The 14,828-nt window shown below is 34.0% G+C and carries 12 protein-coding genes and 1 pseudogene; 11 read left to right on the forward strand and 2 right to left on the reverse strand.

Going from position 1 to position 14,828, the window contains the following annotated elements:
- Positions 1-40 precede the first annotated feature (40 nt).
- The 4 genes and pseudogenes from J3R86_RS12265 to J3R86_RS00855 form a co-directional block, all read left to right on the forward strand.
- Positions 41-397 (forward strand): annotated as a pseudogene (locus J3R86_RS12265) (group II intron maturase-specific domain-containing protein); the annotation flags it as partial.
- 329 nt (positions 398-726) lie between these two features.
- Positions 727-1,680: an L-lactate dehydrogenase gene (locus J3R86_RS00845; protein WP_207517651.1), complete on the forward strand. Its 954-nt coding sequence runs from the start codon at positions 727-729 to the stop codon at positions 1,678-1,680.
- A gap of 294 nt (positions 1,681-1,974) precedes the next feature.
- Positions 1,975-2,916 (forward strand): nucleoside hydrolase, encoded by a 942-nt coding sequence (locus tag J3R86_RS00850; RefSeq protein WP_207517652.1) that lies wholly within the window; start codon positions 1,975-1,977, stop codon positions 2,914-2,916.
- A 267-nt stretch (positions 2,917-3,183) separates the two neighbouring features.
- Entirely contained in the window at positions 3,184-4,635 is a 1,452-nt protein-coding gene (locus J3R86_RS00855) for a SulP family inorganic anion transporter (RefSeq protein WP_207517653.1), read from the forward strand.
- 212 nt (positions 4,636-4,847) lie between these two features.
- On the opposite strand, the gene J3R86_RS00860 is transcribed toward J3R86_RS00855, so the two are convergent.
- Positions 4,848-6,125, reverse strand: a complete 1,278-nt coding sequence (locus J3R86_RS00860; RefSeq protein WP_242688982.1) for an oligosaccharide MFS transporter — start codon at positions 6,123-6,125, stop codon at positions 4,848-4,850.
- 275 nt (positions 6,126-6,400) lie between these two features.
- Between J3R86_RS00860 and J3R86_RS00865 the strand changes: the two genes are divergently transcribed.
- The 7 genes from J3R86_RS00865 (at position 6,401) to J3R86_RS00895 (ending at position 12,931) form a co-directional block, all read left to right on the forward strand.
- The gene (locus J3R86_RS00865; RefSeq protein ID WP_207517654.1) at positions 6,401-8,482 is read left to right on the forward strand and encodes a BglG family transcription antiterminator; all 2,082 of its coding nucleotides are present in this window, start codon (positions 6,401-6,403) and stop codon (positions 8,480-8,482) included.
- Positions 8,482-8,949 carry a PTS sugar transporter subunit IIA gene (locus tag J3R86_RS00870; protein WP_207517655.1) on the forward strand — a complete coding sequence of 156 codons (468 nt, stop codon included), beginning with the start codon at positions 8,482-8,484 and terminating at the stop codon, positions 8,947-8,949. Before J3R86_RS00865 ends, J3R86_RS00870 begins: the two co-directional genes overlap by 1 nt.
- 38 nt (positions 8,950-8,987) lie before the next feature.
- The gene (locus J3R86_RS00875; protein WP_002461623.1) at positions 8,988-9,266 is read left to right on the forward strand and encodes a PTS sugar transporter subunit IIB; all 279 of its coding nucleotides are present in this window, start codon (positions 8,988-8,990) and stop codon (positions 9,264-9,266) included.
- 120 nt (positions 9,267-9,386) lie between these two features.
- Complete coding sequence (locus J3R86_RS00880; protein ID WP_207517656.1) at positions 9,387-10,646, forward strand: PTS galactitol transporter subunit IIC; 1,260 nt, start codon at positions 9,387-9,389, stop codon at positions 10,644-10,646.
- A 17-nt stretch (positions 10,647-10,663) separates the two neighbouring features.
- Positions 10,664-11,698: a zinc-binding dehydrogenase gene (locus tag J3R86_RS00885; protein ID WP_207517657.1), complete on the forward strand. Its 1,035-nt coding sequence runs from the start codon at positions 10,664-10,666 to the stop codon at positions 11,696-11,698.
- A gap of 16 nt (positions 11,699-11,714) precedes the next feature.
- On the forward strand, positions 11,715-11,861 hold the full coding sequence (locus tag J3R86_RS00890; protein ID WP_002461620.1) for a hypothetical protein: 147 nt from the start codon (positions 11,715-11,717) through the stop codon (positions 11,859-11,861).
- Between the two features lie 23 nt (positions 11,862-11,884).
- The gene (locus J3R86_RS00895; RefSeq protein ID WP_207517658.1) at positions 11,885-12,931 is read left to right on the forward strand and encodes a galactitol-1-phosphate 5-dehydrogenase; all 1,047 of its coding nucleotides are present in this window, start codon (positions 11,885-11,887) and stop codon (positions 12,929-12,931) included.
- 137 nt (positions 12,932-13,068) lie between these two features.
- Here J3R86_RS00895 and J3R86_RS00900 read toward each other — a convergent pair whose 3' ends face one another.
- The gene (locus J3R86_RS00900) at positions 13,069-14,706 is read right to left on the reverse strand and encodes a phospho-sugar mutase (protein ID WP_207517659.1); all 1,638 of its coding nucleotides are present in this window, start codon (positions 14,704-14,706) and stop codon (positions 13,069-13,071) included.
- Positions 14,707-14,828 lie beyond the last annotated feature (122 nt).

Consider the following 14,828-nt stretch of genomic DNA (forward strand, 5'->3'; position numbering starts at 1 on the left):
CTTAAACAATCATTTTTGTACATTCTTTTATTGACATTTACAACCAGGTACCTTTAAAGAGATTATATCAGAAATTAATCAAGTAACACGAGGGTGGATAAATTACTTTGGTAAAGGATTTATTACAGGTTTTGTAACGAAGTTACAATCATGGTTAAACCGACGCATTAGACAACTAATCCTCAAAAGATGGAAAAGAATAAAAACCAAATATAAGATGTTACGTAAGTATGGACTTGACCATAAGAGTGCAATGAAAATTGCCAATTCAAGAAAGAAATACTGGCGCTTATCATCAACGCATGAAGTTCATCGTGCACTTACAACAAAACGTCTCTACAAGTGGGGGTTAGAACCATTAACCCAACTCGCAGAGACGGCTTACGCAAGATATTGAACCGCCGAGTACGGAACCGTACGCTCGGTGGTGTGAGAGGACGGATAATCAAATAATGGTTATCCTCCTACTCGATGTTGAAATTAATTAGGTATAGAAAACGCAGAAAGTGTAAAGTTATTATAAAAATGTGAAATAAATCACAATTAATAATTGACCGTTATTTATATGCGTGTTACATTCTATATGTGAAATAAATCACAAAGTTTTATTTGATTATTAAATATGAAGGAATTAGTTAAAGTTAGAGGTGTTAATGGCACCTTAAAGATAATGAAATAGTAAACCATCAAAGGTTTAGACAACAATATTAAAGGGAGTTTTAAAAAATGAACCAATTTAAAGGAAATAAAGTAGTACTTATCGGAAATGGGGCAGTTGGATCTAGTTATGCATTTTCACTTGTTAACCAAAGTATCGTTGATGAATTAGTTATCATTGACTTAGATACTGAAAAAGTAAAAGGTGATGTGATGGATTTAAAACATGCAACACCTTATTCTCCAACAACCGTTCGTGTTAAAGCTGGTGAGTATAGTGATTGTCATGATGCAGATTTAGTTGTTATTTGTGCAGGAGCTGCTCAAAAACCAGGAGAAACACGTTTAGATCTAGTAAGTAAAAACTTGAAAATATTTAAATCTATTGTAGATGAAGTAATGGCATCTCAATTTGATGGTATTTTCTTAGTAGCTACAAATCCAGTTGATATTCTTTCTTATGCAACATGGAAATTCTCTGGATTGCCTAAAGAACGTGTTATAGGTTCAGGAACAATTTTAGATTCTGCACGTTTCAGATTATTATTAAGTGAAGAATTTGATGTGGCACCAAGTAGTGTTCACGCACAAATTATTGGTGAACACGGAGATACTGAATTAGCAGTATGGTCACATGCTAATATTGCGGGACAACCTCTAAAAGAAATTTTAGAAAAACACCCACAAGAAAAAGAAAAAGTGGCACAAATCTTTGTTCAAACTAGAGATGCCGCTTATGATATTATCAAAGCTAAAGGTGCCACATATTATGGTGTAGCTATGGGCTTAACAAGAATTACCGAAGCTATTTTTAGAAATGAAGACGCTGTATTAACAATTTCTGCTTTATTGGAAGGAGAATATGGTCAAGAAGATTTATATATTGGCGTACCTGCTGTCATCAATAGAGGTGGTATTCGTAATGTTGTAGAAACACCATTAAATGAAGAAGAACGCACTCAATTTGCGCACTCAGTACAGACACTCAAAGATATTATGTCAAAAGCTGACGAACTAAAATAATTAGAAAGTCGTCATCTACCAAGACTTAATATAAACCATACCCCATAATGAGAGACTATTTGATACACTGATGTATTTCAAATAGTCTCATTTTTATGTCAAAAATGACTTGCTAACAAACCAAGTTGATATAGTAAATTTTAGACGAAGTAACAAATTTTGAATTTGTTTTAGAGAAAATGACAATGCGTATCGTTATAATAACGTTTACAATAAATGTTAAAGGTGACATCAGTGATAAGGTTATGATGAACTATAGAATTTTATAATATTTAGGAAAGGTGTGTTGTAGTAATGTCGACAAAGATAATTATGGATTGTGATCCAGGGCATGATGATGCTATAGCCTTAATTTTAGCAGGAGCCGCAAACAGTACATTAGATATATTAGCAGTAACTACGGTTGCTGGAAATCAAGCAGTAGAGAAAAATACTACGAACGCGTTGAATGTGCTAGATATAATGGGACGTGATGATATTGATGTAGCAGTTGGAGCAAATCGACCGTTGATCAAAGAAGCAGCATTTGCAGCTGAAATACATGGTGAAAGTGGCTTAGATGGACCAACACTTCCAGATAAACCAGCTAAAGAACCACTTAAGCAAGCGGCTGCCGATGTTATTATTCATCATGTTACAACTAGTTCAGAGCCAGTGACTATCGTTGCGACGGGCCCTTTAACGAATGTCGCGACAGCATTAATTCGTCGACCTGACATTGCAGATAATATAGCTTCTATCACTCTAATGGGCGGTGGTACGTTTGGTAATTGGACACCTACAGCAGAATTTAATATATGGGTAGATGCAGAAGCTGCAAAACGTGTTTTTGAGAGTGGTATACGTATCAATGTCTTTGGCTTAGACGTCACACACCAAGTCTTAGCAACTGATCAAGTGATTGAGCGCTTTAGTCATATAGATAACGATGTTGCACAATTTGTCGTAGAATTATTACGCTTTTTCAAATCAACTTATAAAAAATTTTTTGATATGGACGGCGGACCTATTCATGATGCATGTACAATTTTATATTTATTGCATCCAGAAGTATTTACAATGCAACATGTGAATATTGATATAGAACATCAAAGTGACTTAACTTATGGCACCATGTCAGTAGATTTAAATCGTGTTACTGGTAAAGCTGCGAATGCTTATTTTGCAACTGAGGTTGATGTGGAGCAAGTATGGAATATTATGGAAGAAGCGTTACAGACATACGATAAACAATAACATAATAAAATAATGACTGGATGACAGCTTGGAACGAGTGATGTTTCGAGCTGTTGTTCTGTTTGTACAATTTGATTCTATGGCGGGTCATGTTGGCAAGGTGATTGCCTATGTATCTTGATAGATGTATTGTCTTGATTAATAAATGACATTAACTATAGATAGTCATTATGAATACTGCTAAAATAGGTTTGTTTTGATTATAAGAAAAAATTAGTTGTTTATATGGAATGTACATATAAATATAAAAATTTGAAAGGAGCAAATATGAACAACAAAATAAAAAATGAATGGTTTAAAGACCCTAAGACCAATATATTAGCAGGTATCGTCGTTGCACTAGCATTAATACCAGAAGCGATTGCCTTTTCTATCATTGCAGGCGTGGATCCGATGATTGGTTTATATGCTTCTTTCATTATTGCAGTCGTTAGTGCCTTTGTAGGTGGAAGACCAGCTATGATATCAGCAGCAACCGGTGCGGTAGCGTTAATTGTGACACCACTAGTTAAAGACTACGGTCTGGATTATTTAATTGCTGCGACTATTTTAATGGGAGTCATTCAATTAATACTAGGCATATTTAAAGTGGGGCAACTTATTAAATTTATCCCCAATTCTGTCATGATTGGTTTCGTCAATGCCTTAGCAATTATGATATTTATGGCACAAATTGAACATATTTTTGGTATTTCAATAGATACATATATTTATGTCATAGTAACCTTACTTATTATTTATGTATTGCCACGTTATTTTACAGCTATTCCCGCACCATTAATCGCGATTATCATATTGACCATTGTATCCATGACAACAGGTTCTAATGTACATACTGTAGGCGATTTAGGTGATATTAAACGTACATTACCGCAATTAGTTATTCCTAATGTGCCTTTTAATCTGGATACCTTAAAAATTATTTTACCTTATTCTGCGTCAATGGCTATTGTCGGCTTAGTTGAAAGTTTATTAACTTCAAAATTAATAGATACGGTCACAGATACATCAAGTAATAAAAATAGAGAATCACGTGGTCAAGGAATTGCTAATATTTTTTCCGGTATGTTTGGTGCTATGGGTGGGTGTGCCATGATTGGCCAATCGATGATTAATGTGCGTTCTGGAGCTACTACAAGATTATCAACATTGACAGCAGGTACAGTCTTGATGTTTATGATTATTGTGTTAGGAAACTTTGTCGTTCAAATTCCTATGCCAATCTTAGCTAGTATTATGGTAATGGTGTCAGTAGGAACATTTGATTGGAAGTCATTTAAATATTTAGTTAAAGCGCCTAAGACAGATGCTATAGTGATGTTATTGACTGTCATCATCGTACTTGCAACACATAATTTAGCTATAGGTGTGGTGATTGGTGTTATTTTAAGTGCTTTATTCTTTGCTACGAAAATTTCACATATAAAAGTGGATAAACATGTAGAAGGTATGGATATATACTATTACTTGAGAGGACCAGTATTCTTTGCATCAGTTGAATCGATAATGAAGCAAATCGATATACATGAACAAGATCGTACAATCACACTTGATTTTCAACAAGCAAAATTGTGGGATGATTCAGCAGTCAATGCAATAGATACTTTAGTGGATAAATTAAAACTTCAACACAACACAGTTTATGTCATCAACTTAGATGAACACAGTCAAAGTATGATTAAAAAGTTAAGCACCATAGATGAAGCCTCTATATTATAAAGTCACATAACAACTTCAACGTATAAATACAAAGCTAGCAGAAGGATTACCCTAATCCCTCGCTAGCTTTTTTGTTGTTTTGTAGATTGATTTTAGCCAGTAGTACCTTCGTGTACGATTTTAATTGTTTCATTAATATGCAAGTTGGAATCTACGACACGACTTTTAAAAGAATTATATCTGCCTCGCTTCCCCAAACAATACTAATCTACCTAAGATTTATTAAAGACATCTCCATAGACGAAGTCATCGTCTTTTCTTAACGTGAAGTAACCAAAAATGCCAGCGATACAAATGATGATGGCAATAACGAAAAATGTTGGTTGATAGCCAAGATGGTCTCTTAAGATACCGAGTGGGCTAGATAATATGACTTGACCGATTTGTGCAGAGACATTGTAGCCAATCATGTAAATAACTGCAGATAATTTTGTATCAAAATGTAATGTAATATAACGGAACATAGGTAAGACAAAAAATGGTATTTCTAAAGCTTGAAACATTTTAATCACTGAAGCACTGTACGGACTTGAAATGATACTAGATACCCCAATACGTATAAACATAATTGATACACCAATCAATATCGTTCGTTTGACTCCAATTTTGTGCATAATTAATGGAACAACACCCATCATTATAGCTTCGAAAAATACTTGAATTGAATTAATTGTGCCGTATGCTTTATGGCCTAAACTAGCAGATGAAAATAAGTCAGTATAAAATTCAGGAAACATTTGTTGTTCAAAAATGGTATAAAACGACCAAGAAAACATAGTGAAAATAATAATTTTCCAAATATCTTTAACTTTTAATAAAAAAAGCATCGATGTTATAGACGGAACCGGTTCCATATAACCTGAACTATTCCCCGAATCATTACTTGTTTGTGGCACGGTTTTCCATAACGAAAGAACAAGTAAGAGTACTAGACCAAGGACAGAACCTAACCAGAAATTTAAGTAAGGATTAATATTAAAAATAAAACCAGCGATGAGTGCCACGATAGCATAGCCAAATGTGCCCCAAGCACGAGCTTGACCATAATTAAAGTGGTAAGTTCGACTCATTTTTTCACTAACAGCTTCGAATAAACCTATAGCCGCTAAAAATCCACTTGATAAGAATATAGAACCAACAGCGATAGCGAGCCCAAATGTATGTTGAATTAAAGGAACAAAGACCCATATAAAAAAGGGTGCTACTAACGTAGATAGGCATGAACAGACAATTAATAGTCCACGCTTTAACTGCAATTTATCTTGAATGACGCCATAAATGAAGACGAAAATCAATGTGACAAATGAATTAGTTGTAAAGATTAAACCTACGTTACTACCATTCAAACCCAAACCTTGATCTTTAGAAGTTAACCAAATTTGAAAAAATGACCACCATATACCCCAAGATGCAAACAATAGCATCAATATCAATGATGTTTGAATATAAGATTGTCTACTTGTAGCAGTCTTCATCTTATGACTTTGCATTATCCCACCTACTTTTAAAAGTTAACAATATCTTAAAGATATTAACCTCTTTTACAGGCTATAGCAATATATTTTTACTGCGAACTGTTATTGTTATCCATTTTGTCATAATTAATAACTTAAAAAATTCAGAAAGAATAACTACGCATTATAATGAAAAAGTTAGCAAATCACAATGATGTACATCGTCATCACATGAATATGTGTTCAAAGCATGTACATCGGTGTGATGTCTGATGATAAATTAGGCTTAGGTGCTCAAGGGAGGATCATATATGGATGTGGACAATCAACAAATACTTAAAGAAATTGCATTGAATCCAACCATTCAAGGTAAAGAGCTTGAAACAATTTTTGCATTATCTAGAAGACAACTCGGTTATCGAATTCAAAAAATTAATATTTGGTTAGAAAACGAAGGCTATCCAAAATTAGAACGAACGAGTCAAGGTAACTTCATTGTGAGTTTAGAAGTGATTAAATTATTTAAACACGAACACGATACGCAAGATTTAACGGATCCGGTGAATCAAATATTTAGTATCGCTAAGCGACGTTATTATTTAATGTTGATGCTTTTTAGTAAGGAGAATGCATCATCTTTAAATCATTTTGCTATTGATTTACAAGTGAGTAAGAACACGATTATTCATGATATTAATTACATTCGCCAGTACTTACAAGATCAAGGCCTAAAACTTAAATATTCTAGGAGAAATGGTTACGAAATGATTGGTGATGAAATTGAAATACGTCGTTTTCTTTTTAAATTAATCAATCAACGTGATGATTATGAACTTACTAAGAGTGAGATGTTGAAAGCATTAAATTTAACCTTTGAAGATATAGATGTTCAAAAAAAGAGGTTGAAAGATGTCGAGCAATTTTTGAAAAGTCGCTTTATTGATAAATCACTGAGTGCATTACCCTATGTATTAAGTATAATTCAACGACGCATTCATGATGGTTTGATTGTTAATCCTTTGAACATAAACTATCAATATTTAAAAGATACTAAAGAATATCAAGCGACTGAGATTATTACACAGCATTTTACAGATATTCCAGAAGCAGAAAAATTGTATCTTACGTTACATCTATTATCTACAAGTGTACAATGGGTTGATTTAAATGATACGCATAGCTTACCTGAATTAGAAGCGGCAATTAAACAAATGATTCATTACTTTGAGCAAATTACCTTCATTAATATAGAAGATAAAGCCAAGTTAACACAGCAGTTGTTATTACATTTAACACCCGCATTTTATCGTATTAAATATAATTTAACTGATCGTGATGAGTTAGTTGACCCACTTCAAGGTAACTATCAAGAGCTATTTCACATGGTGAAACAAGCAAGTACGCCATTAACTGAATATTTAGGTAAAGCATTACCAGATAATGAATTATCCTATCTAACGATGTTATTTGGTGGCAGTTTGAGACGCCAAGATGAAAATTTTGAAGGGAAAATTAAAGCCATTATTGTTTGTACGCAAGGGACATCGGTATCACAAATGATGTTGTACGAACTTCGTAATTTATTCCCTGAGATGATCTTTTTGGACGCTATTTCATTAAGAGAATTTGAAGATTATGCGCTTGATTATGACATTATATTTTCACCGATGTTCGTCTTAACACATAAAAAGTTATTTATTACTAAGGCGTCACTATCAGATGTGGAACAACGTAAATTACGCAAAGAAGTTATGAAATTTATTAACAAAGAGTCTGCTGATATTGATAACGAAATCAATAAATTAATGGCACTTATTGAACGCACAACAACAGTTAATGACATTAGTGAACTACGCGAAGGGTTGGAAGATTTTATCGTTAATTTTAATTCTTTAACTACGATAAACAGTTCAATCTTAACGAATAATCGTGAATTAGATTTAGCAGATTTAATACCAGCCAGACATATCAGAAAAGAATATAAAGTTCGTGATATCAATGATGCCATTACTAAAGCAAGTGAATCATTAGTTAGCAATCATTTCATTAATCAAGACTATATAACAGAAATGCAACAAGTATTTGATGATTCATATATGGTGATTATGCAAAATATTGCTATACCTCATGCCTACTCTGAAACAAATGTACATAAAACGGCAATGAGTATGTTGATATTACAAGAACCAGTGATAATGTCTGATGGCACACCTATTCATATCATTGTGCCAATAGCTGCTGTTGATAAAGTTGCACATTTAAGAGCACTATTACAGCTTAGAGATTTAGCTCAAGATAATGAAGCGGTTGACAGAGTCATACACAGTCGTAAAAATTCTGAAATTAATACTATTTTAAAGGAATTTTCTAATAAAGAAATGAGGGAGTCTTGATGTCACAACCATTAATTCAAAAAGAAAATATTTTACTGAGCTTACAAGCATCAGACAAAGGGGATGTATTATCGCAGATGTCTGATTTGCTTAATCGTAACGGTTATGTCAAAGAAACGTTTAAGCAAGCAGTCATTGATAGAGAACATGAATTTGCAACAGCTTTACCAACGCAACGATGTTCTGTAGCCATTCCACATACAGATGTTGAACACATTAATGAAAGAACGATTGGTGTAGCCATTTTGGAAGATGAAGTGCCATTTGTGGAGATGGGCACACTTGATCAAGAAACAAATGTCAAAATTGTCTTTATGTTAGCGATGGATAAAGTGGATGATCAATTATCACTATTGCAACAATTGATGCAAATTTTCCAAAGTGACGACAAACTAGAGAGTATTCTTCGTGCAACAGACACGACAGAATTAGCAGCATTAATTAATCAGTATTTAGCACATAAGTAAACACATAAAAAATAATTAACTAAATGGAGGAATTTAAAATGAAACAAGTATTAGTAGCATGTGGAGCAGGTATCGCAACATCAACAGTAGTGAATAACGCAATCGAGGAAATGGCAAAAGAGCATAATATTAAAGTAGACATTAAACAAATCAAAATTACTGAAGTAGGTCCTTATGAACAAACAGCAGATTTACTAGTAACAACTGCTATGACTAAAAAGGAATACCCATTCCCAGTTATTAATGCACGTAACTTCTTAACTGGAATTGGTATTGAAGATACTAAAAAGCAAATCTTAGAAGAATTACAAAAATAAATGAGTTTCTAAGATGACACAGACAACGTTCAACGCATACAGATATTTATATGAAATTTGCATGTAAACACAAATTGAAAGAACATATATTCATTTCTCAGAATAGGGAGGGTTTAACACATGACATACTTCACTGATTTTATTAGGGGGTTCTTAGATTTAGGTGCAACGGTTATTTTACCAGTAGTTATTTTCTTATTAGGTATCTTCTTTAGACAAAAAGTAGGTGCGGCATTTAGATCAGGTTTAACTATCGGTGTTGCATTTGTTGGTATCTTCTTAGTTATTGATTTATTAGTTAAAAACTTAGGTCCAGCAGCGCAAGCAATGGTTAAAAATTTAGGGGTGAGCTTAAATGTTATTGATGTAGGTTGGCCAGCAACGTCATCAATCGCCTGGGCATCATCTGTCGCAGCTTTTATTATTCCTTTAGGTATCATAGTCAATGTTGTTTTATTACTTACAAAAGCAACTAAAACAATGAACGTAGATATTTGGAACTTCTGGCATTACACATTTATGGCGGCGATGGTTTATGCCATTTCTGGTAGTATGTGGCAAGCACTATTAGCAGCAGTCGTCTTCCAAGTGATTTGTCTAAAAGTAGCAGACTGGACTGCGCCGATGATGAGTGAATTCTTCGACTTACCAGGTGTTTCTATTGCAACTGGTAGTACGATTTCATACGCACCAGGTATTTATTTAGTGAAATTATTACAAAAAATCCCTGGTATCAATAAATTAGATGCTGATCCTGAAACAATTCAAAAACGTTTCGGAGCATTTGGCGAATCTATTTTCGTAGGTCTTGTCTTAGGTTTAGGTATTGGTTTATTAGCAGGATATAACGTTGGAGATGTCATCAACTTAGGTATGTCAATGGCAGCAGTAATGGTGTTAATGCCTAGAATGGTTAAGATCTTAATGGAAGGTTTAATGCCTGTATCAGAATCAGCAAGAACTTGGTTAAACAAACGTTTTGGAGATCGTGAAATTTACATTGGTTTAGATGCAGCGGTGGCATTAGGACATCCTGCTGTCATTTCTACAGCGTTAATTTTAGTACCAATCACAGTATTATTAGCAGTTATCTTACCAGGTAACCAAGTGCTGCCGTTTGGTGACTTAGCAACAATACCATTCGTTGTAGCATTTATCGTTGGTGCAGCTAGAGGTAACATTATTCATTCTGTCATTGTAGGTACGATTATGATCGCAATTTCATTATATATTGCAACAGACGTAGCGCCAATTTTCACAGATATGGCTAAAGGAACGAATGTTCAAATGCCTAAAGGATCTTCTGAAATCTCTAGTATTGACCAAGGTGGTAACATCGTTAACTATATTATCTTTAAAATATTTAGTCTATTTAATTAGATATCGAGGTGTATGTGATGAAAGCTTTAGTAAAGACAAAAGCAGGACATGGCAACTTAGAACTTCTTGATAAAGAAGTAGCAACACCAGTAGATGACAAAGTAAAAATTAAAGTACATTATGCAGGAATTTGTGGCACAGATATTCATACCTATGAAGGACACTATAAAGTGAATTTTCCTGTGACATTAGGGCATGAATTTTCAGGAGAAATTGTTGAGGTTGGTGACGATGTGACAGATTTCAAAGTTGGAGATCGTGTCACTTCAGAAACAACATTTTATGTATGTAATGAATGTGAGTATTGTCAGATGAAAGATTATAACTTATGTAACCACAGAAAAGGTATTGGTACGCAAGTAGATGGTGCATTTACCAATTATGTTATCGCACGTGAAGAAAGTTTACACCATATACCTGATAATGTGTCCTATCAATCAGCAGCAATGACGGAACCATTAGCATGTGCTTACCACGGTGTTTCTAAGATAACAGTGAATCCTGGAGATATTGCGGTAGTTATGGGGCCTGGACCTATTGGCTTGTTAGTAGCGCAAGTGTTGAAAAGTAAAGGTGCTAAAGTCGTTGTGACAGGTTTAGATAACGATAAAGTTCGTTTAGACAAAGCACAAGAACTGAATATGGATTATATTGTGAACTTACAACAAACAGATTTAAAAACATTCGTTAATGATATAACTGATGGTTACGGTGCAGATGTCGTTGTTGAATGTTCAGGTGCAGTACCCGCAGCATTACAAGGTTTAGATATTTTACGTAAAAAAGGACGCTATAGCCAAATTGGTATTTTTAAAGAGGCTGAAATTCCATTTGATTTAGAAAAAATCATTCAAAAAGAATTAACAGTAGTCGGCAGTAGAAGTCAAAAACCTGCTGATTGGGAACCGTCTTTAAAACTAATGGCAGACGGCTTAGTGGATGCAGAAGCATTAGTGACAAAAGAATTTTATATTGATGACTGGGATAATGCGTATCAACACTTGAAATCAGGTGAAGGTATTAAAGCGTTACTGAAGCCACTGGACAATTAAGTAGAGGTGAATAGATATGGTAGAAACAATGTTGGAGTTTATGCTTGGACCATTTAGACAAATTACGAATTTTTATATGGATCATTTGTTGATTAGTAACTCTGTAGTGCTTTCTGGTTATGCCGCAACAGTATTCTTTAAAAAGAAAAAAGTTGCGAATTAACGCTAGAGTGAGGTGATTGACGAGTGAAATCTTTAAATTTATATGATGTTGAAGATTTGAGATATGAAGATAGCGAGCAACCAACGATAGTCAATGATAATGACGTGCTAATTAAAGTGAAAGCTACTGGAATTTGTGGTTCTGATACATCACGTTATAAAAAACTGGGTCCCTATATCACTGGTATGACATTTGGTCATGAATTTTCAGGTGTAGTGGAAGAGGTCGGAGAAGCGGTGACACATCTGAATCCTGGAGATAAGGTTACAGGTTGTCCTGCAATGCCTTGTTATGAATGTGATTACTGTTTAAAAGGAGAGTATTCACGCTGTAAATCATTATATGTGATAGGTTCCTATGAGCCAGGATCGTTTGCTGAATTTGTTAAGTTACCAAGTCAAAATGTCTTGAAAGTACCGGGTGATGTTGATTATGCAACTGCAGCTATGGTTGAGCCATCTGCTGTTGTAGCACACGGTTTTTATAAAACAGCCATACAACCTGGCATGACGGTAGCTATTATGGGATGTGGTAGCATCGGGTTGCTAGCCATTCAATGGGCACGTATCTTTGGTGCTGCAAAGATTATTGCTATCGATATTGACGACCATAAACTAGATATTGCAAAAAAATTAGGTGCACATCAAGTTATCAATTCGCTTGAAACAGATTTAGAAACATTTATTGAAACACACTATCGTGATCAAATTGATGTCGCCATAGAATCATCTGGAGCCAAGATAACCATTGGACAAATTCTAACACTACCCAAAAAGGGTGGGGAGGTACTGTTATTAGGTATTCCATATGCAGATATAGAGATTACAAGACAGCATTTTGAGAAAATCTTACGTAATGAACTGAGTGTACATGGGTCATGGAATGGCTTATCAAGCCCATTTCCAGGAAAAGAATGGCATGCGACGTTACATTATATGCAAACAAAAGATATTAATGTAACACCGATTATTTCACATTATCTACCATTATCTGAAGGTCCAGTAACATTTGATAAATTAGTTAATAAGAAAGAAAAATATGACAAAGTGATGTTTGTCGTTAATGACTAACATCATTTGAATGTAAACATAGCCAATTGATTTGTTGTAATGCTACGACAAGTTAATTGGCTATTGTTTTGAAGGAAACTAAAAAGAAACGCTAACTAATAAGATGTAGTATTTCATTAGTTAGCGTTCTAATATATTTAATTAAATATTTGTGTATTAATGTCATTAGCAACTTGATCAAAGTTACTACATGATAAGGATATGTAAAGCTTAATTTTAGGCTCGGTTCCGGACGGTCGTAAGGCGATAAATCCCTCTTTAAAATATATTTTAATGACATCTGCTCGTGGTAACGTAATCTTTGAAGCTTTCCCGTTTGAAGATTCAGTTCTAACGCCAGTTAAATAATCTTCTATAGTAGTAATGGTTAAACCGTTAATCTGATTAGGCGTAGCATTTCTAAAATTATCCATGATAGTTGCAATTTTTTCTTTGCCAGCTAATCCTTCAAAGGTATGAGAAAATAGTTTGTCTTCATGCATTCCAACTTGGGCATAAATATCATTAAGTTCATCTTTTAACATGCGATTGTTATTTTTTAATTCAGCTGCGTATCTAATTAATAAAGGAACGATTTGCACAGCATCCTTATCTCTAACAAATGCTTCAGCTAAATAACCATAGCTTTCCTCGTAACCGAATATAAAGTTAGTTTGCTTATCAAGTGCTCTAATTTCTTCGGCAATATATTTGAAACCAGTCAATACTTCTTTTATAGCAACATTATGATAACGTGCTAATGATTTGGCCAACTCGCTACTAACAATCGATTGAATCATTAAACGGTTATTTAAATGAGCTGTTTGTTTGATACGATAGTTTAATAACAAGGCACCAATTTGATTACCATTAAAATAATAAAGCGTACCATCAGCATCTCGTTCAACTAGTCCAAATCTATCAGCATCAGGATCGGTACTAATCATGAGATCTGCTCCGATATCATTGGCTATATCAATTGATTGATCAAATGATTGATGATCTTCTGGATTGGCACTTTTAACTGAACTGAAATTTGAATCTGGTATACATTGTGATTGAACTAAAGTGTATTGTGTGAAACTTAAATCATCTAGTAATGTAGGTACAATAGGTACGCTTGTACCATGTAAACTAGTAAAAACAACTTTTAAATTAGATTGTGGTATATGATCTGTTAACTTGATTACTTGTTGAATATAATGTTGAGTTACACTATTATCTAGCGTTTGAATAAAGTCATTATTATGAGTCGTAACTGAAGTTATATCAATAGATAGTGGATCACCAATTTGATCAATGTAGTTACTAAGTGATTCTGCAATCGTTGTGTCTATTTGCGCACCATCGGCCCCATAAACTTTAATGCCGTTATAATCTTTGGGATTGTGACTAGCTGTAATCATAATTCCAGCAGAAGCTTTCATATATCTCACTGCAAAAGAAAGCTCGGGTGTTGTTTTATATGTATTAGGTAAGTAAACAGTGATGTCATGTGACGCTAATATTTGAGCAATGAGTTGGCTAAACTCTGGAGATAAATGCCTTATATCATAATGAATAACGACACTTGGTGATGTTGCTTGTTGTTTTAAATATTGAGCCAAACCTAAAGCGACCTTAGCAACTGTATACTTATTTAGACGTCCTTCACCTAAGCCAAATTTTCCTCGAATACCTGCCGTACCAAAACTAAGTTTAGTTTGGAAACCTTCATCTTGCTCTTCTTTAGATTGTTGTTGAAAGAACGATTTAACAAAACTGTCATTTATTTTTTCTAACCAAAGTTGTTTCATATTATAGAATCCTTTCACATAAAAGCAATGGAAGTTAGTAATTTCTTATAACTAATACTGTCATTATATAATATAATTCTTCAATTTTACATATGATTGGAGATATTAGCTATGCTAGTTGC

The sequence above is a fragment of the Staphylococcus simiae genome (assembly GCF_017357005.1).
In the GTDB taxonomy this organism is placed as follows: Bacteria; Bacillota; Bacilli; order Staphylococcales; family Staphylococcaceae; genus Staphylococcus; species Staphylococcus simiae_A.

Excerpts from the sequence above, each read along its gene's own strand:
- J3R86_RS00845 (WP_207517651.1), top strand. The coding sequence starts at position 727 with ATGAACCAATTTAAAGGAAATAAAGTAGTACTTATCGGAAATGGGGCA.
- J3R86_RS00850 (WP_207517652.1), top strand. The coding sequence starts at position 1,975 with ATGTCGACAAAGATAATTATGGATTGTGATCCAGGGCATGATGATGCT.
- J3R86_RS00855 (WP_207517653.1), top strand. The coding sequence starts at position 3,184 with ATGAACAACAAAATAAAAAATGAATGGTTTAAAGACCCTAAGACCAAT.
- J3R86_RS00860 (WP_242688982.1), bottom strand. The coding sequence starts at position 6,125 with ATGCAAAGTCATAAGATGAAGACTGCTACAAGTAGACAATCTTATATT.
- J3R86_RS00865 (WP_207517654.1), top strand. The coding sequence starts at position 6,401 with ATGGATGTGGACAATCAACAAATACTTAAAGAAATTGCATTGAATCCA.
- J3R86_RS00870 (WP_207517655.1), top strand. The coding sequence starts at position 8,482 with ATGTCACAACCATTAATTCAAAAAGAAAATATTTTACTGAGCTTACAA.
- J3R86_RS00875 (WP_002461623.1), top strand. The coding sequence starts at position 8,988 with ATGAAACAAGTATTAGTAGCATGTGGAGCAGGTATCGCAACATCAACA.
- J3R86_RS00880 (WP_207517656.1), top strand. The coding sequence starts at position 9,387 with ATGACATACTTCACTGATTTTATTAGGGGGTTCTTAGATTTAGGTGCA.
- J3R86_RS00885 (WP_207517657.1), top strand. The coding sequence starts at position 10,664 with ATGAAAGCTTTAGTAAAGACAAAAGCAGGACATGGCAACTTAGAACTT.
- J3R86_RS00890 (WP_002461620.1), top strand. The coding sequence starts at position 11,715 with ATGGTAGAAACAATGTTGGAGTTTATGCTTGGACCATTTAGACAAATT.
- J3R86_RS00900 (WP_207517659.1), bottom strand. The coding sequence starts at position 14,706 with ATGAAACAACTTTGGTTAGAAAAAATAAATGACAGTTTTGTTAAATCG.